Origin of the sequence: Oceanobacillus caeni (assembly GCF_019037185.1) — a bacterium.
Classification (GTDB): Bacteria; Bacillota; Bacilli; order Bacillales; family Amphibacillaceae; genus Oceanobacillus; species Oceanobacillus caeni.
In genome coordinates this window covers 1-22,703 of sequence record NZ_JAHHXM010000010.1, presented here as the reverse complement: position 1 = coordinate 22,703, position 22,703 = coordinate 1, and the positions used below count along the sequence as shown (strand labels likewise).

The 22,703-nt window shown below is 37.7% G+C and carries 18 protein-coding genes and 2 pseudogenes; 3 read left to right on the top strand and 17 right to left on the bottom strand.

Annotation, left to right across the window (positions count from 1 at the left end):
• Positions 1-62: 62 nt before the first annotated feature.
• The 16 genes and pseudogenes from KM885_RS07775 to KM885_RS07700 all read right to left on the bottom strand — a co-directional run bounded on the left by KM885_RS07775 (position 63) and on the right by KM885_RS07700 (position 17,264).
• Positions 63-563, bottom strand: coding sequence for a hypothetical protein (locus KM885_RS07775; protein ID WP_216883754.1), 501 nt, complete (start codon positions 561-563; stop codon positions 63-65).
• The gene (locus KM885_RS07770) at positions 560-880 is read right to left on the bottom strand and encodes a hypothetical protein (RefSeq protein ID WP_204798217.1); all 321 of its coding nucleotides are present in this window, start codon (positions 878-880) and stop codon (positions 560-562) included. The genes KM885_RS07775 and KM885_RS07770 overlap by 4 nt, the downstream gene beginning before the upstream one ends.
• Positions 881-1,138: 258 nt before the next feature.
• Complete coding sequence (locus tag KM885_RS07765) at positions 1,139-1,912, bottom strand: hypothetical protein (protein WP_204798216.1); 774 nt, start codon at positions 1,910-1,912, stop codon at positions 1,139-1,141.
• 103 nt (positions 1,913-2,015) lie between these two features.
• The gene (locus KM885_RS07760) at positions 2,016-2,309 is read right to left on the bottom strand and encodes a DUF4176 domain-containing protein (protein ID WP_244986950.1); all 294 of its coding nucleotides are present in this window, start codon (positions 2,307-2,309) and stop codon (positions 2,016-2,018) included.
• Between the two features lie 100 nt (positions 2,310-2,409).
• Positions 2,410-2,940, bottom strand: a complete 531-nt coding sequence (locus tag KM885_RS07755) for a hypothetical protein (protein WP_204798215.1) — start codon at positions 2,938-2,940, stop codon at positions 2,410-2,412.
• Positions 2,941-2,976: 36 nt separating this feature from the next.
• On the bottom strand, positions 2,977-4,455 hold the full coding sequence (locus KM885_RS07750) for a T7SS effector LXG polymorphic toxin (RefSeq protein WP_204798214.1): 1,479 nt from the start codon (positions 4,453-4,455) through the stop codon (positions 2,977-2,979).
• Between the two features lie 19 nt (positions 4,456-4,474).
• Positions 4,475-4,771: a TIGR04197 family type VII secretion effector gene (locus KM885_RS07745; protein ID WP_204798213.1), complete on the bottom strand. Its 297-nt coding sequence runs from the start codon at positions 4,769-4,771 to the stop codon at positions 4,475-4,477.
• A 5-nt stretch (positions 4,772-4,776) separates the two neighbouring features.
• Positions 4,777-5,202, bottom strand: coding sequence for a YwqH-like family protein (locus KM885_RS07740; protein ID WP_216883753.1), 426 nt, complete (start codon positions 5,200-5,202; stop codon positions 4,777-4,779).
• Between the two features lie 14 nt (positions 5,203-5,216).
• Positions 5,217-9,587, bottom strand: a pseudogene (gene essC / locus KM885_RS07735) (type VII secretion protein EssC); the annotation flags it as partial.
• A 408-nt stretch (positions 9,588-9,995) separates the two neighbouring features.
• Positions 9,996-10,160 carry a hypothetical protein gene (locus KM885_RS07730; protein ID WP_204798205.1) on the bottom strand — a complete coding sequence of 55 codons (165 nt, stop codon included), beginning with the start codon at positions 10,158-10,160 and terminating at the stop codon, positions 9,996-9,998.
• An 83-nt stretch (positions 10,161-10,243) separates the two neighbouring features.
• Positions 10,244-11,593 (bottom strand): FAD-binding oxidoreductase, encoded by a 1,350-nt coding sequence (locus KM885_RS07725; RefSeq protein WP_047184001.1) that lies wholly within the window; start codon positions 11,591-11,593, stop codon positions 10,244-10,246.
• Positions 11,594-11,629: 36 nt separating this feature from the next.
• Positions 11,630-13,012: a YjiH family protein gene (locus KM885_RS07720; protein WP_244986949.1), complete on the bottom strand. Its 1,383-nt coding sequence runs from the start codon at positions 13,010-13,012 to the stop codon at positions 11,630-11,632.
• Positions 13,013-13,064: 52 nt separating this feature from the next.
• Complete coding sequence (locus KM885_RS07715) at positions 13,065-14,372, bottom strand: aspartate aminotransferase family protein (protein WP_204798204.1); 1,308 nt, start codon at positions 14,370-14,372, stop codon at positions 13,065-13,067.
• Positions 14,373-14,540: 168 nt separating this feature from the next.
• The gene (locus KM885_RS07710) at positions 14,541-15,674 is read right to left on the bottom strand and encodes a bifunctional cystathionine gamma-lyase/homocysteine desulfhydrase (protein WP_060667848.1); all 1,134 of its coding nucleotides are present in this window, start codon (positions 15,672-15,674) and stop codon (positions 14,541-14,543) included.
• Positions 15,675-15,688: 14 nt separating this feature from the next.
• Positions 15,689-16,606, bottom strand: a complete 918-nt coding sequence (locus tag KM885_RS07705) for a PLP-dependent cysteine synthase family protein (protein WP_047183998.1) — start codon at positions 16,604-16,606, stop codon at positions 15,689-15,691.
• Position 16,607: 1 nt separating this feature from the next.
• The gene (locus KM885_RS07700; protein WP_047183997.1) at positions 16,608-17,264 is read right to left on the bottom strand and encodes a class I SAM-dependent DNA methyltransferase; all 657 of its coding nucleotides are present in this window, start codon (positions 17,262-17,264) and stop codon (positions 16,608-16,610) included.
• 174 nt (positions 17,265-17,438) lie between these two features.
• Here KM885_RS07700 and KM885_RS07695 point away from each other — a divergent pair, with 174 nt between their 5' ends.
• Both KM885_RS07695 and KM885_RS07690 read left to right on the top strand, forming a co-directional pair.
• Positions 17,439-18,398, top strand: coding sequence for an ABC transporter ATP-binding protein (locus KM885_RS07695; RefSeq protein ID WP_060667846.1), 960 nt, complete (start codon positions 17,439-17,441; stop codon positions 18,396-18,398).
• On the top strand, positions 18,391-19,917 hold the full coding sequence (locus KM885_RS07690; protein WP_204798203.1) for an ABC transporter permease/substrate-binding protein: 1,527 nt from the start codon (positions 18,391-18,393) through the stop codon (positions 19,915-19,917). Before KM885_RS07695 ends, KM885_RS07690 begins: the two co-directional genes overlap by 8 nt.
• A gap of 528 nt (positions 19,918-20,445) precedes the next feature.
• On the opposite strand, the pseudogene KM885_RS07685 reads toward KM885_RS07690, so the two are convergent.
• Positions 20,446-21,773, bottom strand: a pseudogene (locus tag KM885_RS07685) (CoA-disulfide reductase).
• A gap of 292 nt (positions 21,774-22,065) precedes the next feature.
• On the opposite strand from KM885_RS07685, the gene KM885_RS07680 reads away from it, so the two are divergent.
• Complete coding sequence (locus tag KM885_RS07680; protein ID WP_047183993.1) at positions 22,066-22,563, top strand: hypothetical protein; 498 nt, start codon at positions 22,066-22,068, stop codon at positions 22,561-22,563.
• Positions 22,564-22,703: the final 140 nt, after the last annotated feature.

Genomic DNA, 22,703 nt, shown 5'->3' with positions numbered 1-22,703 from the left:
CTACTAATTTTTATAAATAAAAAACTATGATTTACGCTTTTTCAAGCTAGAATTATTTTTATCTATATACTTTTCCCATACCACTTACTCTTGTCTATTCCAAATTTAAGTCTGAACTCTTCTGAATATTTATATAGGTAGTAGCTTCTTATCACGACATTATTTAAATACAGAAATACTAAAATAGTTAAACAGGCAAGCAGCTGTAAGAAATCGATCAGCCCTCCAATCAAACGAGTTTTCAAGTCTCCTGCTGCAGGAAATATTACCTTACCAAGATAATACAGGCCACCAATACCTGCCAAAACACTTAGCACACTTTTTTGATTTCTACTGAACCATTCCACGATGGCACTTCTTTTCTTTTTCTCCCCAAATACCATTTCTTTCGCATTTTGGTAACTCCGGACAAAAACATAAACGAAACACAGAATATATAAAACCGTATGCACCATACGTAATGGAAAGGAATATACAACTAATTGTGCAAACTTTAAAAATAATAATATAAACAGGAGTACAAAAACTGTAAGAAAAGTATTATAAATATAAAATGCTTTCACATTATTTTTCCTCCTATAATATCCCCCCCAAATACAGTAATTAAAAATAATATACCTTGTACTATTGGATACCAAATATTTGTTAGGAATGGAATGTACTCATTATTCATATCAAGTACAATTGATCCACTATCCATATTATTTCCCAGATATATACTTACTCCATAAAAAGCATAGAACCCACCCATAAAAATTACTAGAACTATCATAGCCTTTTCAAAAGAAAACCTCTCTATTGTATCAATAGAGTTTTTTGCAAAGCTCTCACTGACCGTATCTTCCAGTTGGGAGAATGACCCTGAGAATATATTTTTCATATAACATTTCCTTTCTTTTTTGCATAATGTTTCTTGCTTCAAATTATGTCAAAGATTAATCTCTCTTCCGACTTAATTCACCCCACAAAAGACATTATACCGTTTTTTAATGAATCCAACCCAGACTGAAGAACTCTGCTTCTCAGACATTATCTGCAACAAGAACCACGCATAAAAAGACTAAAACGATCATATCTCATAATTCTTTAGTCGCTTCTCACCACTTAATGAGCTTTTCATCATTGGGTGAAAAGGAGGCTAAATCACTGCGTCTGTCCCTCTATCGCTCTTTTTATAAGGTAAATAGTTAACAAGTGCTGTTTCAAATGAATTCTCATTGACCCATTCAGGGGATAATGGCAAGACACAGACTATACGGTCATCTTGTTTTGCTGTGATATATGCTGCTTGAATTGTGTCAAATTTATCTGAAACCTCATGAGGCAATGATCCAACCTGTTTCTCCGCATATTTAACTTCCATACGCAATCCACCAAGAATTGCTTTTCTTTTCTTATTTACCTTTTCCAATTGCAGATTATGCTGATAGACACTTAATGGCGCAATTTTAAAATGACTAAGCTCTTCCCAATGTAAGAAAACCTTTCTGCTTTCATCTTCTGTGTTAAAAACATTTATACAAATGCCTGTAGAATCAATAAAATAAAATGGAATTATTTCATCTCTTGGGGCGTGGTGAATCTTTTCTTTGGTTCTTCTAAAAGTGCGCTTAAGCGAGAAAGTGTAGTATAAGGACCATATATATATTCCAATCCCGGCTAAAACACCTACTGTTCCTATTGTTAGCATGGGGTTTGAATTTAGTAAAAAGGATAAAAATAAAAGTACAACACTGGTGACACCTACTATTTTAGCAAGTGTTTTTAATAAAAGTTCTATCATTGCAAATTTCTCAAGCTGAATAGTTTCATTTTTTAGTTCCTCAGATAAGTCACTTTCTTTTAAGAGTACATTCCGTAAATATATTCGTAAAAAGTACCATTCCTGGGCACTTGTCTTAAATACTTTCATAACTTTATCATCCTATCTTTTGTTTCATTTAGAAAAAATAAGTAAAAAGGCAAAGGAATCTCCCTTGCCTTGCATCTATATAAATTAAATTCCATCTATATTTTTAATCTTTAATCGTAAATTTTGGAAACATGACGTTTTTTATTTTTTCCTCATATTGTTGCTGAAACAGTTCTTCTTGCTCATCTACATATCCCCTAAAATACACTTCCTCGATGTTTTCATTATTAAAGAAATAGACTTGTTCTTCCACTTTACCAGCAGGGTATACGCATGCTGAGTAATCAAAGTATCCTATTTTTCCATCTTGATTATATAATGGGGCTCTATTTAAAATCATTAATTTTACATCCCCGTTATTTAATTTAACAACACTGCCAATTGGTAAAATTTCCATAGTTAAAAACTCCTTTTCTAACCTGAATGAATTTTGAAGTTTTTCATCTTATTTTTCTTCACTTCGCACTGACTTGTATCACAATAAACGGTTCACAAAATCATCGTCTATATTTATATAATTTCCATCTATCTATGGACAGACTGTTGAACATCATTCCCGATATAGCAAAAGACATAAAAGAAAACAGAAGCCAAACAAGCCAATTATAAATGATAAACAAGCCAACTAAAATAACAGAAACTAGTAAAAGAATTGCTGCAATAATGACCTCTCTTTTAAATAAAGTGCTGCCCTCATCTATAAAATCCTCTACCATTGGTTCGGATGGATAGATCTCTATTAAATCTCCCATAAATTTCTTTTGAATTATCATGCCGATGTAAACACTAATAGATGCTCCCGTTAAAATGAATATTAATATCAAAAATGGATGAAAATCAGGAAGTGAAACATCAGTTAGGAATCTCATCAAAATGATAGTTGCAAAAAAACTTATCATAAACGTTGATTGACTGACTTCCTTATGAAACGCTCGATATACTTTTTTTGTATGTAAATCTATAAATATAGTGTACCCTGATTTCCCTTTTTCTTTTTTTCCATAGATAGGAATAATTTTTTCACTCATCTAATTCTCCTCATAAAACTCGTTAAAAATAGTGATTTAACCAAACACAGAACCTAAATTTCCGAAAAACCCAGAAACAGCTTCTCCTATTTTTTCACCTGCATCCTTAACTGTATCAACAACACTCTCTCCTATATCTTGGATGTTTTTTGCAATTCTATCTTTATTATTGTAGAACCAATCAAATGCCATCGAGCCACCAACAGCAAGGCCGAATCCTATTGCACCACCAATGATTGTTCCGCCTACAGGTATAACGGAGCCTATTGCCCCTCCTATCTCCGCCCCAGTTAACCCGATAGCAGTATGACTTGCTGCTTTCACTGCTGCATCCGTCACATTCTCGCCTGAATATAATTGAATCCCAAAATCAATTGCTGTACCTACAATTGAAGTACCATGCCTTGCTCCCGTGCGTATTGCGTTAGTCAGACTAGAAGGTGGTTCCGTAAATGTTTGAACATTCCCATATACAGGTGCTGCTACTAAACCACGATTAACAAATTTGAAGGTATTATGTTGCAACCATTGGTGCACTTTCGTTGCGATGCCTTCTGACATTTTATCACTAACTACTTGTTGAATTGAGTTTTGTGTAAAACTAGAAGTAAATCCTGAATTAATTAAAATACCTTTGATCGAATCATAAACAGCCTCATCAATTACTCCGAGTTCATAATCTTTTTCTGCTTTTTGCAGAACGGATAAAGTCTCGTAGAATTCAGCTTTATCAATCTCCCCATTTTTCAAGTCATTATAAACTTTATTTAATACTTCTTGGGAATCTTCATCCATATCGTTAATTGCCTCGTCCTTGACTTCCCTGGCCTTTTCGACTTCCGCTTCCCTTTGCTTTTCTTCATTATAAGCCTTCAATATTGGCAACCCTAGAGTCATAGAGGTTCCTGTATAATCCATAAATCTTCCGCTTCCTGAAACAGCTCCGGCATCATTGATCGTCATCTCAATATTACTCAGCAAGGTGTCTATATCAGAAATCTGATCTTCTCCTTCACTCGTGAAAGAATTCAAGTTTTCCTCTAATTCTATTAAGGTATCCACTGCGTCATTTTTAGCGGTATCGATAGATGCAGTTGATGGTGCAGTGGCACTGCTGATATCTTCAACACTATTAATAATGTCTCTTACGGTTTGTTGTGCAGCATCTAATTTTTTATAGTCATCGTTCATATCTTCTTCTTTGTTCTTTAAATAATCACTTTTTATCAATGCTGTTTCGCTTTCATCTACCTTTGAATGGAAGGTTTTTATATGCAGTTCTAAATTTTCATGAAGATCCGTGAACAGTCCCTTGAAAGATGTTAAAACAGTTTGATGAAGATCTTGATAATAATTTTTTGCCGCGGTTGCAGTTTCTCCTGAAAACGAATTTAAGGAAATTAGACTATCAATGCTATCTTCAACACTCGTTAAACTGTCCTTTATTTCTTCCGAAGCGGATTTCAAGTCATTTGACAGTTCAATAACTTCTGAGAGATCCACTTTGTTTCCCATTTATCATCACTCCTAATCTTTAGCTTATTGGCTGTGAATCGATTGCATTGTTATTTGCTTGAGCTATTTGTTCATCATTCTCTTTCATCGTTTCTCCTGTATCTTTCAAAATTGTATTATCTGACTCAAGAAGGGCTTTATATTTTTCTAGTAATTCAATGGCTGTTATTGTCTGTTCCAAATCTTTTGTGAATGGATTAATGTTCGTCATTTCCAATGTTCGGTTTGTTTTCATACTGCTTGATATATTTCCAGTTGAAGATTTCAACGACGATGTAACTGTCAGAAATTCATCCATATTAATTTTTATCTCCATGCTTATCACCCCTTCTCTGTTTCAGCTCTGCTAATTTGATTTTCTAATGAAGTCAGTGTGTTTTCAAGATTATTCAATCCAGTTATATAGTTCGTTCTGGAGACCTCGTAACGCGTGATTTCTTGTTCCATTGTCTCTTTCGCATCTTCTGCTTTGGAAACATAACTTTTGACAGATTCCTGATATTCACTGTATTGATCTTCAAAAGTCTTTCTGGATTCACCTCTCCAGTTGTTATCACCAATGGTTAACCTATCGTCAATAGATGTTTTTGTAGTTTCCAGCTTCTCAATACTTGTCTGGAGTTCCCCTACAGCCGCTTCTAATCGTGCAATTTTATCCTCTACTGCAGAAATATTATCTTTAGCATTTGTAATTCCATTTTGCACATTCCGCTTTTGTGAGTTTAATAGGCTCAATGAAGTACTCAATCCACCCTCTCCTCCTAATCTGGTATTTTAATTTTCAAATGATCATGATCCATTGCAAAATAAACTTCATATGCTTTTGGATACTTTTCATTCCTGATAAAAGGCTGTTTGAATATATCTTGATCACCTAAGCGCATGCTGACTAAACCAACTGTTGCCTGACTTCTGGCGTATTTTGCTATTCGTTCATAACTGATTCCAATATAACTATAGTCACTGCATAGAATAAAGTGGATGCCGGATTTTACGCCGTCATTTAAGAATTTCTCTATTTCTTCTTCTTCCAGGTTGCTGCGTTCGGTGAAGTCTTTGAAATCGGCAATCATCACCAACCATGGCTCCGACCCCTCTTGACTTGTTTTTCGGTTATTTATTTCTTGCAGCAAATCCACTTTTACAGCGGCCACACTGTCTTTTACGGATATATAAGCATTCACGTCTCCGCTTAAACTGGCAAGCTTTTGTTCGTCTGTATCGATGATCATTGTTTGATAGTTTTCCATAAGTGTCATGTTTTTGGCTAATGCCTGGTTCATTCTATCCAGTCCGTCTTTCCGGTCACTGACAACGGTTAAGTGACCATGTTCCTGTGGCCGAAAGGCGATTGGTGCTACTTCTTCAAATTCAAGGCCAAGTGGCAATAATCCTTTTTCTGCCATGGCTTTCGTTTTTCTGTTTTGCTTAAATTTCTCAAAGTCTAGCACTCCTTCAGGCATCATCGGGATTTCCTCAGGAAGGTCGCCATCCCAATGTTCATTCATTTGTTTGGCCGTGTCCTGAATCCCATCAATTATGGCTAGTGCTTCTTCCCCTTCTGCCGGTAGCATCGTCTGGAATAATGCAGGTTCCTCTAACTTAATTAACCCGCGTCCAGGGATTTCTTCTGCTTCTATATCGGTTCTGCCGACAATCGTTCTTGCTTCTGTTTGTTCAATCAAGTAGAGAGCAACTTGACGTTTAATATTCGATAATAAAGGCATTCGCATCGCACTTTGTCTTCCTGCACTAATACTTAAGTGGATGCCCAGCCCTGCACCTTCTCTCGCAATTTGAGTGATGATTTTCGTGAAATCTTCGTCAAAGTCACTATCCCGGACGGAATCATAATTATCAATGACAATTAGCGTGTTCGGTACGGTTTCTCCACTTGCTTTTTCATACATTTCCATATTAGCAACACCGTACCTGCTTAAGCGTTGCTTGCGTTCCTTGACTTCATTCGATAATAGACGCATCCATTTGCCAATCTTTTCTGTTTCATCAACTAGCATCGTGTCTGCAACATGTGGCAGGTTTTTCAATGGCAATAACCCATTTGTTCCAAAATCTAATAGATACACATGTAAATGTTCAGGATGATGCTGTCTGGCAAGATCCATGACAATCGTTTGCAAGAAGGTGGATTTGCCGTACCCGGGACTTGCGAAAACAGCAACATGTCCGTCTTTCGTTAAATGAAGGGAAAGCGGTGTTTGTGCTTGCAGTTCCGGTTGATCCAACAGACCAATGGTTGCTTCCAGCGGTTTCTTCGGTTCCTGCCAAGCCTCTTTGAAATCGACTGGATGCAGTTCATGAGCAAAGATCCGCTCTGAAAGTGGTGGCAGCCATGGCCTTGGTATTGGTGTAATTTGCTGTTCTTCGGTATAGTCCTGGATATAATCAATCACTGCATCTAGCTCTGTTGGTGTTTTTTCAATGGTTTCTCGTTTATCCAACCCGCTTAAGTCTTCCGTTAAAATATCATATTGTCCAAGTTCATTAATGGCATAAATGGTTGTGTCCACAAAGTTCTGATCTTCTTTTTCCGGAACATAGTCCGCTCCACTAAAGGCACTTTGGAATAATTCATAGATTTCATTGTTGCCTACTTGCAAATAAGCTCGTCCGGGTAAGGTGATTTCTGCCGCATCTGGTGTTTTCAAAATTTCATTGGAATCACTAGCATTCTGTACTTTCAGTGCCAGTTTAAATTTCGAGTTGGACCAGATTTGGTCATCCACAACCCCGCTTGGTTTTTGTGTTGCCAAAATCAAGTGAATTCCTAGTGATCGACCAATTCTGGCAGTGGAAACGAGTTCTTTCATGAAATCTGGCTGTTCGGATTTTAGTTCCGCGAATTCATCGGAAATCAGGAATAAATGGGCCATCGGTTCCTTTGCTTTTCCTTGTTTATACAGTTTTTGGTATTGATTAATATGGTTCACGTCATGTTCCCCAAAGAGACGCTGACGCTTTTGTAGTTCCGCTTTAATCGAGGCAAGGGCACGCATTGACTGTGCCTTATCCAAGTTCGTGATCGCTCCCACTAAATGCGGCAAGTTTTTAAATAAGTTTGCCATCCCGCCACCTTTATAGTCGATTAATAAAAAGGCTACTTCATGGGGATGGAAATTGACTGCAAGGGACAGAATATACGATTGAATGATTTCCGATTTCCCTGAGCCGGTTGTACCTGCAACCAATCCATGAGGTCCATGTGCTTTTTCATGTAAATTTAATTGGACAAGATCTTCTTTTCCCCTGAGGCCAAGTGGGACGGCAAGGGATTTATAGGTTTCATTTTTCATCCAACGCGCTTGGATGCCCAATTGTTCTACTTTCTCTACCCCATACATTTCTAAAAATGTCACACTTTCCGGGATGGAGTTCTTCAATCCCTGCAGATGGTTGAGCGGTGCCAACGCACGAGAAACATCTTCTTTCTGGAAGTTTTCAGGGAAGTGATCAGGCACAAAGCTTCGGTTCACAAGCTCCCCTTCTTCCAATAGTATATTGCCGTTTTTGGCGTCACGAATATCAATAACTGTTGTCACATGCTCTGGCAACGACTGTAGCACGTCCTGTACAAACACAAGGGAAACACCCATTTCCGTTGGGTCCTCATTAAAGAATTCCATGATTGTATGATCCAGTATCAGCTTTTCGTCTGTAATCAGAACAACATAATGTGGGCTGAAATAAACTTTTTCATTTCGGTTCTCTTTCTCGTCCAACACAAGTTTTCGCTCTTTTAAAATTTGATACAAGGAATGCAATACCTGATCACGAGTTCTTTCATGGTAAACAAATCCTCTTACGTTTACATCTCGTAATCTTGCGTGGGGTAGCCAGCGCATCCAGTTCCATTCTGACTTCTCTTCTTCCGGAAAAATCGTAATAAACTGCACATCGTAATAACTGTGAAATAAAGCCAGTTGCATGACCATTAATTGCAGTTGCTCCACCACAAGAGGGCGTCCACCAATATAGCCGACAGGTCCCTTTATCAGCGACGTGACAACTGGTACATCGTTTAATTTCTCATATTGGGAATGAAGCTTTTGTGCCAGTTCAACGAGTTCATCCTCTTCCAGTGTGAATTCTTCTTCTTTAAAATCAATTTCAAAGCTTGCGTCCACTGGTCCGAGCCCCGTACGATAATGTAGAAAATCATGGTGGAAGTTGCTTTTCTCATAAACACGAGCATCTACCTTCTTCGCCATTTCCCGAATTTGTGTAACATCTGGATAATGGTATTCCAAGGCATGACGCTGCTCCTCTGCTTTTATGTATAAATCCTTTGTTTTTCGTTTCAGATATTCTTTATAACTTTTATCCCGATGCTTCATATCGGCTTTATATTTTCTCACACTGCGCACATAGTAAACGATCGATATAATAATCGTCGTTACGGTCATTGCAAGCATCACGATAATGAAAATCCCTCTTGGCTGGATCATGGTAATGATCACAAATGTAATAATCATAACGAGTGGTGGGATGATCGTCCGTCCTAATTGCTCACTTGGCTTTGCCGGTTTATTGGTTGGCTGCGCAATTGTTTGTTTCTCATCAGGCTCCCTGTAAATAATCCGTGGGGATCGATGATAATCCGGATATTCTTCCCAATAAGGATGTTGCCCTTCAACAAGTGGCATTAATTTGGAATGGATATCCTTCCCAGATGGGTAAATATAGGTCGCTTCCTCGTGAATAGAAAGGGTGACACCATGGAAGAATAGTTCATCCCCGGCTTCAAGGACTTTCCGCTTATTTACAAGGAAATAATTATGATAGACACTTCCTTGATAAACTTCCAGCTGAAATGAATCCTCCAAATCATCTCGTGTGATAACAAAATCAACTGGGATCCCTTTTATTTGAATATCATCGTACGTCTGCTCACCAACCGTGATGATTTGCTTACCAGCAGTATCCAATAGATGTTCTTCCGTTGCATCGGTCACATAAAGATGGACAGGACTTTCTTGATTAATTGTCAACGGTTCCTGTAAATGAACCGGCTCATCGCCCCAAAAACAAGCATGCCCATCCCATTTAAGGAGTATAGATTCATCCAGCCCAGTAAATGTTAATGTATCTGACCAATTTATACTAACTGTTACTTTTCACCTTTTTGCAACAATTAAGAACATCTGCTTATATTTCCAAAAAATGAATAAAAATACCTAATAGAGGCAACAGTCCATATAAACGGATCTAACTAGGTAAAAAGTGGCATATATTAAGTGCAAACCATTTTTATGCAGCCGATGTATAGTCAGGTTGTAATCGTACATGCTGGTGGCTACATTGCATATGAAATCACTCGTTAGGGAGGATAATGTGCGATATTCCTATTCAGGAAAAATATGCAGGTTTTGACAACATGATACAACCAAAGAAACAGAAGACGGCCTAAAGCCTTATTTATCAACAAAATCGAGTAATCTCGTGTTTAGAGATTACTCGATTTTGTTGAATTAGCTATAGTCCCTCCTACTCGAAGTGGCACGAGAAACCTGTACAACTCACTACATATCCCAATGATCCGCTCTAGCTTGTTTTGCTTTTTCCTTATGTGCTTGATTTGCCTTCCCACTACCGAACTCCTTGGAAAACTCTGTATCCTGCTTGCTGGAATCAAATCCTTGTTTATTCTTTTGCTGTGGATCGTTTTTCTTTGTACGTTTCGCCATAATACTCCCTCCTTCCTCTCTTTATTATGAAGAGGGAATTTGGAAATATACGCGAAAAACGGGAAAGCATAAGCAATCCCGTTTTAGAATAGTTTACCTGGATTTAATATTCCATATGGATCCAACAATTGTTTTATACCCTTCATCACCTTAATAGCTGGACCATGTTCGATTTCTTGATATTTTATTTTCCCGATACCAACACCGTGTTCACCGGTACATGTTCCGCCGACCTCAATTGCCTTTTTAGCAAGAGCTTCATTCGTTGATTCTGCAAGCTCTCGTTCTCCTTCTACATTTGGATCAAAAAGAACGAGGGTGTGAAAGTTTCCATCCCCAACATGCCCCCAGACACCACCTCTTAGTCCTGTGTCCTGAATAAGTTTGCGCGCATAGATCAATAATTCAGATAATTTGGATACTGGAACACAAACGTCGGCACCGACTTCATCCATTCCTTCCTGAACAAAGCCTAGAGAAAGTTCTTTACGTGCTCTCCATAGCTCCTGTTGCTCTCGGGGATCATTAGACACAGACCAATTTTCACATCCGAGTTCATGGAGTAAATGATTTACATGCTCCACTTCTTGCTTTACTATTTGTTTATTCCCTGCAAATTCCAAAAATAATGAATGCTTCTCTGGAAAATGATAACCATTTTGTCGATTGATTTCTTCGATACTTTCTTGATCAATTAATTCTAAACGCAAAATAGGAATACCTTTTAAAGAAATAGCTTGGGCTGCCTTTGCACACATTTCCAATGTATCAAATGTACATCTTGCCATAATCGTTTCTTCAGGAATTCCGTAAAGCTTCAGGGTAACTTCCGTAAAAACTCCTAACGTACCCTCTGAACCAACAAATAAATTGGTTACAAGATAGCCAGAAGATGATTTTCTTGCCTTTGTTCCGGTATGAATCACGGTTCCGTCTACCAATACTACTTCTAAATCAAGAATTTGATCTTTCATCGCACCATAACGAACACCGGTTGTACCACTTGCATTCGTCGCTACCATTCCACCAATGGAGGCATCGGTATTTGGATCAATTGGAAACATGAGACCATATTCTTGCAAATATTGATTTAATTCCACCCGAGTAACCCCTGGTTGGACCGTTACCGTCAAATCCTCAGGTGAGAAGTCAATAATCTGTTTCATATTTTTAAAATTAACAGAAATGCCTTTATGTATAGGAATAGAAGCTCCTTCCAGGCCACTACCAATTCCATAAGGTGTCACCGGTATTTCGTGTGATCGAGCAATTTCTAAGATACCCTCAATATCTTGCCGGTTTTCCGGGAAAACAACAACATCGGGTTTGACCGATTCATGTGGTGATTCATCATGACTATGTTGTATTAAAACACTATCCTCTACATTAACTTTATCTGATCCAAGCTTATTAATAAGTTGTTGAATAAACATAAATACTCCTTCTTTTTAGGACAAGGAACCCTCGTCTCAATAAATCATATGAGCAATAAGTACAATAATTGGTAAAGAAATTACGGTACGTTCTATGAAAATAACAAGTAAATGCCATAGTTTAACTGGGACTTTAGAGATCAGTAGCAACGTTCCCATTTCCGTTAAATAAATAATTTGCACAAGGGATAATGCTCCGATTACAAATCTAGTAATTTCCGCTTCAATACCAGATGCTAAAACGGCTGGAAGGAACATGTCAATAAAACCAACAATCGTTGCTGGTGCTGCCTCAGCTGCTTCTGGTAGTCCCATAAGTTCTAGCACTGGAATAATTGGTGATGATATAATTTGAAAAAATGGAGTAAACTCAGCAATGATCAAAGCAATCGTACCAATCGCCATTACTTGTGGCATAAGGACAAATGCAATACCGAGAAAAATATCATTTCCTTGTTTAATTTGATCTTTAAACGTTCCTGCAACTTTTGCGCGTTTCACAGCTTGTTCTACTGCCCAACGGAATTTAGATACATTTTCAGGTACATTTTCTTCATAATGATTTTCCGTATAATACGTATCTGGTATTTTTGAAATGGGTGGTATTCTTGGCATGATTACCGCACTAACCACACCAGCAATGACAATCGTTAAGTAAAAAATCGGAAACATGTGGTCGACACCAAGCATGCCCGCTATAACTAAACAGAATGGAAGAGATACTGTAGAGAAACACGTAGCGATAGCTGCAGCCTCACGACCAGTATAATAACCCGTTTCATATTGTTCTCTAGTAATTACCACCCCAACATTAACATTTCCTATCCAAGAAGCTAGTAAGTCAATGGCTGAACGTCCCGGTAATGTAAATAATGGCTTAATGACCCCTCTAAACAATGTTCCGAAAAACTCCATAATCCCAAAATTAATTAAATACGGCATTAAAAAGGATGCGACAAAAAACCAGACAATTAAACTTGTAAGTAAGCCATACATTACCTGTCCAGTGCCTTCCGAATAAATAACCTCCCACCCTGAGCCCCAAAATGTCATGACGGCAAAAATACCGCCAATCGTTCGAGTTATAGTCCAGAAAATATTCACATCAAATAATGAAGTTAATGTTTCGCTTTTTTGAATAAAGGACGGTTTAAATATTGCTGAAATCAAGCTCATTACCGTTGAAGCGACAATAACAATGGTTACGATTGTAGGTAAAAATGCCGCTAATAAATCAATAAAATATTCCGTTATAATACCTAAAGGGATGTTAAAAGCACCCCCATCAATGATTGGGAATAGAAAAATAAACGCACCAAATAAAGATGGTAAGACAAATTTCATTAATCCTTTTCTATCAATGGAAGCATTTTTTTCTAACTTATGTACTTCATCCGCCTGTTTCAAACTTTCACTCAATGGAAAAACCCCTTCTTGTTTGTCTATTTTTTAAAATAGGAGGTTTAGCTTTCTATAATTCTCCCAATGCCTCATCAAGCCACTCGATACCTTGATCGATTTGTTCTTTTGTTACGGTTAAAGGTGGTAACATACGTATAACCTCACCCGAGTTACCACATAGATAATAAAGAACCCCTTTTTCTAAACAGCTGTTTAATACCGTCATCACGGCATCCCCATCTGGTTCCTTAGTTTCCGCATTTTGAAGCTCAATCCCTAGCATTAATCCAACACCACGAACATCTTTTACGGCATCGTATTTTTCCTTCAGTTTATTTAATTGAGATAATGCATATTCTCCCATTGCTTTCGTGTTATCAAGTAATTTTTCTTCTTTCATGACGGATAAGGATGCAAGTGCTGCTGAACAAGCAATTGGATTTCCGCCAAAGGTTGTCCCATGGGAGCCAAGTGGCCATTGTTGCATCAATTCTTTGGATGCAACGGTAGCACTTAACGGTAATCCAGCTGCAATCCCTTTAGCAATTGCCATAATATCCGGAGTGACATCGAATGTTTGGGCAGCAAACCATTCTCCAGTTCGGCCAAAACCTGTCTGTACCTCATCAAAAATAAGTAAAATTCCATACCGATCACAAATCTCACGCAATTTTTTCATCCATGATTTGGGTGGAATAATATATCCTCCCTCCCCCATTACAGGTTCTAAAATCATACATGCCACTTCTTCTGGATCCACTTGATGTTTGAATAACGACTTCACGTCTTTTTCTAATTTTTCCGGAAAAAATTCTTCAGGATCCGCTCCTTCCGGTAAATATTCTGGTAATGCATACGGCAACTGATACGTTAACCAAGAAGGTTGTTGGTATTTACGGTATTTACTTTTTGACGTTGTTACACTTAGTGCACCAATTGATCTTCCATGAAAATTACCGGTAAATGATAGGACATATGGTCTTCTTGTTACATGTTTTGCAAGTTTAATACATCCTTCAATCGCTTCCGTTCCACTATTTGCGAAGAAAAAGTTATCTAAACCAGATGGCAAAATTTCCTGTAATTCCGCTGCTAGTTTTAAAATAGATTCATAGATGATGACGCCTGATGGACCGTGAACTAAAGAATCCGCAGCTTCCTTTATCGCTTCTACAACTTTTGGATGGCGGTGACCAACGTTTTCCACCGCAATTCCCGAAGTAAAATCTAAATATGTTTTTCCGTCTGCACCATAGTAGTAGCACCCCTCAGCCTTCACAACAGGCAGATTGGGATGATCTTTTGCCATACTCGGTGCTAAATAATTCCCAATGGAGTCCACCAAATGTTGCCAATCATAACTCGTTGTTTTTTCCATATGTACTTCTCCTCCATGTAAATTTTTTCATTTATTCCAATATTAACTTATGTAATTTTATACATTTTATTGCATGAATATAAATTATTATATATAAAAAAAGTTAAATATACAATAACTATTTTAGGGTCGTGGGGACATGGGATAAGGATCCCGTCCCCACTAGCTCTATTCTAGCGCCTGTTCTAAATCTTCTATTAAATCTTCACTATCTTCTATTCCAACAGAAAGGCGGATTAATCCATCTGTAATTCCGAGCTCTTCTCTTCTTTCTTTTGGAATGGAAGCATGCGTCATTTTTGCTGGTACGGATATGAGACTTTCCACCGCACCTAGACTCTCCGCAAGTGTAAAATATTTCACCTTTTGTAACACTTGATCTGTTAATTCTCCGCTTCCAACATCAAAGGAAATCATCCCGCCAAAACCACTAGATTGTTGTTTTGCAATATCGTGACCGCGATGGTCGGTGAGCCCTGGATAATGGATGGATGATACTTTATGATGTGATTGTAGAAATGCTGCAATGCTCCTTGTATTTTCCTCAATTGCTTCCATTCGCAGTCCTAATGTTTTGATCCCTCTCATTAATAGCCAAGAATCATGTGGACCTAAAACCGCACCAACTGAATTCTGGATGAAATGCATTTTTTCCGCTAATTCAATGGAATCAACAACAACTAATCCCGCTACAACATCACTATGTCCGCCAATATATTTCGTTGCACTGTGTAAAACAATATTGGCACCTAAGTCAATAGGTTGTTGCCAGTATGGTGTTGCGAATGTATTATCCACAATTAATAAAAGATCATGCTTCTTAGCGATTTCAGACATCTTTTGTAAGTCAGTGATTTTTAACAATGGATTTGTCGGTGTTTCAATATACAATGCTCTCGTTTTTGGGGTAATAGCCGCTTCTACCTTTTCTGGAACACTAGTATCAACATACGTATGGTCCAATTTGAAACGATTGAATACCTTTGTCATTAAACGATAGGTTCCACCATAAATATCATCTGTCATAACAACGTGATCCTCTGCATCCAATAACATCATGACGGTGGTAATGGCTGCCATACCAGAACCAAAAGCAAAACCGGCTACCCCGTTTTCTAAATTAGCAATTGTTTCCTCAAGGGCATATCTTGTCGGGTTTCCTGTTCGTGAATATTCATAACCGCGATGTTTGCCAGCAGCATCCTGTTTATACGTACTTACTTGATAAATTGGAACAGATACAGCACCTGTTTGTTCATCCGAAGTAATTCCACCATGCACCATTTTAGTTCTATTTCTCATTTTCTTTTCTCCCCTTATATACGATAAATATTTTTACTTAGATATCTGTCACTACCATCTGGAAAGACTATTACAATATTCGTTCCCTCTTTTGCTTGTTCTGCCTCTTTTAACGCGGCTACCATGGCAGCACCAGAAGAACTTCCGACTAGCAGTCCTTCTTTTTGAGCCAATTCTTTAACCATCCGAAAAGCATCTTCATCCGAAATGGTGTGAATGGCATTTAAATAGGACCGTTCCATATAATCAGGTAAAAATTCCATCCCAATTCCCTCTGTTTCATGTGGTCCCGGCTTTCCTCCTGCAATGATTGATCCTTCGGGTTCCACAATAGCTGTCTTCACATCTGGATTCTTTTCTTTTAAATACTGGGAAACTCCCATAAAAGTACCGCCAGAACCTGCACCAGCAACAAAAATATCTACTTTTCCATTTAAATCATTCCAAATCTCCGGTGCGAGGGTTTTATAATATGCTTTTGGATTAGCGGGATTAGCAAATTGTTGCGGACAATAGCTGTTTGGAATGTCATGTACTAATTGCTTTGATTTCTCAATGGCACCAACCATCCCTAAATCTCGTGGTGTATGGACAATTTCTGCACCGAGGGCTTTCATGATCATTTGTTTTTCCCTACTAAAATGTTCCGGTACACAAAAAATAATATGAAGTCCTTTTTCTTTCGCTGCAAGGGCTAAGCCAATCCCAGTATTTCCAGCGGTTGGTTCAATAATGGTACCGCCTTTTGTCACGACACCACGTTCGAATGCATCCTCTATTAATTCCATTCCGAGACGATCTTTCACACTTCCTCCAGGGTTAAAAAATTCTAACTTAGCATACAACCTAACCCCTTTAGGTAAGGAAAAATGGCTAAGCTCTAATAATGGGGTCTCACCAATTAATTCTTTAATTGCGTGATAAACTGCCATGTCACTTCCCCCTTACCTGATCATGCTTCGTAGCAATGAATAGCCAGACAAAGTCATTCATTTTTTCAAATGTTACATCAAAGTGATTTCGGTTAAAAATCTGACGCAATACTTCAATCGTTGTATAATATTCGCTCTTCAAATCATTGGCTAACCGGTGATATTCTTTCTTCATTGCATCTTCTATCATGTCTTCCTTTGCTTTTTCAGTTTCAAAAACAGTATCCGCAAAAATAATTTTTCCATGTGAAGGAAGTAAGGAAGCATATTTTCTTATTGCATCTTCTTTTTCCAAATCTGTTAAGTGATGAAAAGCATAGGTGCTTACAATCGAATCAACGGTCTCGCGGATAGTTGGAAATTCTAGAAAATCTCCATCAAAAACTTGTATAGACGGATATTTTTCTTTTACAATCTTCCGCATTGCTACGGATGGCTCAATGCCAATCAGTTCCTGTCCCTTTTCCATGATTTTCTTAGATAAATTTCCTGTCCCAACTCCAAACTCCAATACATTCCCTTCTGCTTTATTGGCTACTTCTTCCAATATTTCATCATAACGTTCGAATACGGTTCTATATTCCTTATCCGATCCACTAATCGTGTCGTCATAGGAATTTGCCCATTCATTAAACAACGGCAGAAATTCTCTTCCCATTTTTATTCAACTCCAATATTAATTCATTGTTTACAACTCGTATTAATATGAATTATATGTCTAATGATTCCAAATGTTACTGCCTCCCCTTTAATCATCCCATAGGTTTAACATGATGAAAAAAGAGATATAGTTAGAAAAGAAGAATTAGTAAATAGAAGGAGCTTATACAACATGATTACATTTGAAAATGTTAGTAAAGTTTATGAAGATGGGACTAGAGCAGTGGATTCGATAAACTTTACGATTAACAAAGGAGAATTCTTTGTTCTCATTGGTCCCAGTGGTTGTGGTAAGACGACTACTTTAAAAATGATGAATCGACTCATTCCATTGTCAGATGGTACGATTTTCGTCAATGGAAGGAAAATAAGTGATTTTAATATTCACGAACTTCGCTGGGACATTGGTTATGTCTTACAACAAATTGCATTATTTCCTCATATGACGATTGAGGAAAATATCGCGATTGTCCCTGAATTAAAAAAATGGAAAAAAGATAACATTTATCGCCGCGTTACGGAACTATTAGAAATGGTGGGGCTTGACCCGGATACATATCGAAATCGTAAACCGAGTGAACTATCTGGAGGGGAACAGCAGAGAGTTGGAGTAATTCGCGCTCTAGCAGCTGATCCAGAAATCATTTTAATGGACGAACCCTTTAGTGCACTTGATCCACTTAGCCGGGAGAAATTACAAGATGATATCATTCATTTACAAAAAAGTATTAAGAAAACAATAATTTTTGTTACGCACGACATGAAGGAAGCAATGAAATTAGCGGATCGAATTTGTTTGATGAATGATGGGAAAATCGTACAATTGGCAACTCCAGAAGAATTGATAAGTCACCCTTCCAATGACTTTGTTAGAGATTTTGTAAGTGGGGCATCATGGATGAATTCTGATTTCAGCTTAGAGGATCTGATGGAACCTGCACATCATAATAATCTGTCGTCTTCTCCATCATTAACTGCCCATGCGTCACTTGAGGAAGTTTTAACGCTTTTATCTGAACACGAACAAATTAGGGTAGAAAAAAATGGACAAGCGATTGGGTATATCAACAGACAAATGCTCATCCATTATCTTTCTGAAAGTGTACCGGTGGGAGGAAACAATCATGTCTAACTTCATAAATGTATTCCAAAACCGCCAAGATCAATTGATTCAAGCACTTTTTGAACATATTCAACTATCTTTTATCGCGTTATTCTTTGCTGTCATTATTTCCATTCCATTGGGGATTTACTTAACAAAAAAAGCACGTATTGCTGAAAGTATTATTGAAATTACCGCTGTTTTACAAACCATTCCTTCGTTAGCATTATTAGGTTTATTCATCCCATTATTCGGTATTGGAAAGGTTCCTGCTATCATTGCGCTTATTATTTACGCACTTCTTCCCATTCTACGTAATACATATACCGGAATAAAAGAAGTGGACTCTTCTTTAATCGAAGCGGCCATGGCAATGGGAATGAACACACCGAGAAGATTGTTGAAAGTAGAGTTACCTCTTGCAATGCCAGTCATTATGGCGGGAATTCGTACGGCAATGGTGTTAATAATTGGTACTGCTACTCTTGCCGCATTAATAGGCGCAGGTGGTTTAGGTGATCTTATTTTACTAGGAATCGACCGAAATGATTCTTCTCTTATTATTCTTGGTGCTATTCCCGCTGCACTATTGGCCATTATATTTGATTTGTTGTTACGAGGAATGCAAAAACTTTCTTACAAAAAATTACTGGTATCGATTCTTGTAATTGTTATATTGGCTGCCGGTATTTCCATCGCACCTAACGCCTTGAAGGGAAGCCAAGAAAGCATCGTTATTGGCGGAAAATTAGGTTCTGAACCCGAAATTCTGATTAATATGTACAAATTATTAATTGAGGATGAAACAGATTTAAACGTGAAATTAGAACCTGGACTTGGGAAAACATCTTTCTTATTTAACGCTTTACAGTCAGGTGAAATTGATATATACCCTGAGTTCACTGGAACGATTGTAACACAATTTTTAAAAGAAACTCCGATAAGTAATGATAAACAAGAGGTATATGAGCAAGCACGAGATGGATTATTCGAGAAATTTGATTTTACTTTACTCGAACCAATGCAATATAACAATACGTATGCACTAGCTGTTTCTGCACCATTCGCAGAAAAACATAGTCTTGAATCCATATCCGATTTACATGGTATAGAAGGTGACGTGAAAGCAGGTTTCACTTTGGAATTTTCTGACCGTGAAGATGGTTATGTTGGGATTCAAGAAAAATATAATCTTGAATTTCCTAATCTCGTAACAATGGAGCCGAAACTTAGGTATACAGCTATGGAGCAAAATGAAATCAATTTGATCGACGCCTATTCAACAGATAGTGAATTGAGAAGATATAATCTTAAAGTTCTAGAGGATGACCAAGAATTATTCCCACCATATCAAGGAGCTGCTTTACTTAGGAGTGAAACATTAGAGAAGTATCCGGAATTAGAAGCTATTCTAAACCAACTTGCTGGAAAGATCACCGATGAACAGATGCGCGAGATGAACTATCAAGTAGCAGTTGAAGGAAAAAGTGCTTATAAAATCGCACAGAACTATCTTGAAGAAGAAGGGTTAATTGAAAAGAACAATTAATATAATGAAAGGAACAAGCCATTCCCTTACACCAAATAGGGAATGGCTTTTCAGCTACTTTGTATAAAGAAGACTTCCACCAGCGGTGGTTTTCCCACATCCCCCTCTCACGGTTAGTCGCACTTATCGGACCTTTACGGGCAGGTGATCTCCCACCTACCTTCTTAGTTTCCTCAGAAGCTTAAGGTGGGAGTCTTAAAACGGGTCAAGAACCTTATATTTGAAGCGGGGTAACGGAAATCCTGATCATATACTTACGAATCCTGATTTCTTGCTCCCGTGTACTGATATCCCAATGGTGTTTACCGATATCTTGCTTCCGTGTACTGATATCCCAGCAGTGTTTACCGATATCTTGCTTCCGTGTACTGATATCCTAGTGGTATTTACCGATATCTCGCTTCCGTGTACTGATATCCTAGTGGTGATTCCTGATTTCTTGCCCTCGAATACTGATATCCTAGTGGTGATTCTTGATAAAAATTTCATCAAAGCAAGCGGGACATGGAACCCACTGACCCACTGTCTCTACACCTTTCTCGCCATTTGTTGCGTTGGATCCCACACTCCATTGTACGGTGGAGCATAGGCAAGGTCTAAATCTAGCAGTTGGTGAATGGTCATTTTATTATACAGTGCAGTAGCTAACACATCGATTCGTTTATCCACACCTTTTTTACCGATTATTTGACCACCAAGTAATTCACTAGTCTTTGTATGGTAGAGAAGTTTAATATGCAATGTTTCCCCACCTGGGTAATACCCTGCATGTGAATTTGCTTTCGTCGTCTGTATGGAATACGGCAGATTTAATTGTTTTGCCTCTCTTTCCGATAAACCTGTTCTTCCTAACGTTAAATCAAAAAATTTCACAATCGATGTTCCTACAATCCCTTTAAACGATAATGGATTTCCTGCCATATTTGCTCCAGCGATTCTTCCTTGTTTATTAGCAGTTGTCCCTAATGGAATGTGATCATCTAGTTGTTTTACTATATGATACTGCGTCGCACAGTCTCCTGCTGAATAAATATTTTTAATCGATGTTTTCATATATGCATTCACATGAATGGCTCCTTGTTCATTCATATGGATACCTGTATCTTTTAAGATGCTTGTGTTTGGCTGCACCCCAATAGCTAATAGAACGAAGTCAGTATCATGTGATCGCTTGTCCGTTTTTACCGCTTCTACTCGGTCCTTACCTAAAAAGGCTTCAACGGATTCCCCTAATATCAGTTCAATATCGTTTTTCTTTGCTTCCTCATGAATAAGCTCGGCCATATCCTCATCAAAAATCTTCGCCACTTGTTGGCCACGTTGAATAAGGGTTACATTTTTGCCGAGTGTTTTAAAACTTTCAGCCATTTCTAAACCGACATATCCTCCACCAACAATCGTGACATGGTTTACATTGTCAGTTAAATCGTTCATCATTCCTTCCGTATCACGTAATGTTTTCAATGTATGAATCCCTTTTAATTGAACTCCTTCCCAATCCGGAACAATTGGGTCGGAACCTGAAGCGATTAGTAAGCGATCATATGGAACTTCAATAGTCTCTTTCGTTTCTGTATCGATCCCTTTCACCTTTTGGTCTTGCACATCTATGTTAGTTACCTCTGTATTTACTCTTGCATCCATATGATATTTTTCTCTGAATGTCTTAACACTTCGGGCAACTACATCATCTAATGAAGGAACTACTCCATTTACTACATAAGGTAACCCGCACTGCCCTATGAATAATCGGTACCTCGTTCTAAAACCGTAATTTCCGCTGATTCATCCGTACGAACAATCTCCATTGCTGCACTCATCCCTGCAGCAACACCACCTATAATGACGTAATGCAATCTTATTCCCCCCTTTTCTATACAATACCCCTGTTAGATAGAAAATAACCATTGTATGCTTAGTTTTAATTAGTACTCAGACAATATTTCTACTATTAAAAAACTTGGCATTTTAGGTTAGGCAAGTGCCTTAGTTGCACTTATTCAAATCTTTACAATGTGGTAAGTAATCGGAGCCCCATCGTAAAGATGTTTATGCTTTCCCTACCTACTAAAAACTGGCCAAAAATGGATATGAATAAGGTAGTTGGGAATATTATGGTTATCACGAAAAAAAGGAGTTCTTTTGACCATGTCTTCCAAACTACGATATATCCTTTTTAATATGTTACTTATAGTAATTCCTTGGTTATCTGTCATTTTTATTGGGAAACGAAGCTTTAAACGCTATTCCATTTCCGGACTAATCATCGTGATTTTCGAAACCATTAATCATATAATAGGTAATAAAAAGAAGTGGTGGATTTTTTACAATAAGAAAGGAAGCTTTTTAACCAATGAGCTTCCGTTTAGTATTGGTCCATATATGCCAGCTTCCATGTGGATTCTGAAATATACGTATAGCAATTTCAAGAAGTTTGTAATTGTTAATATAATATCTCATGGATTATTTGCATTCATTTTTATGGGTATTCTAAAGAAAATAAGGATTGTCAAACTTCATAGGTTAAACAAATTACAATTTTTCTGTTATCTCCATTATAAAGCTTATTTATTATATGGACTTCAGTACTTAAAGGAAAATTTTAAAAATCCCTTATACGAAACAAAAGGTAAATTAAAAGTATGATTTGTCATCTTATAAACACTTGAAAAGCCATCCAATTTTCTTGGATGGCTTTTCCTGTTCATGCTATGTGTAAAATAGTTCTCGGGGATTTGAAACAAAATTCTAGAAAAAAAAGAAAAGGCGCTCTATCATAAATGTAT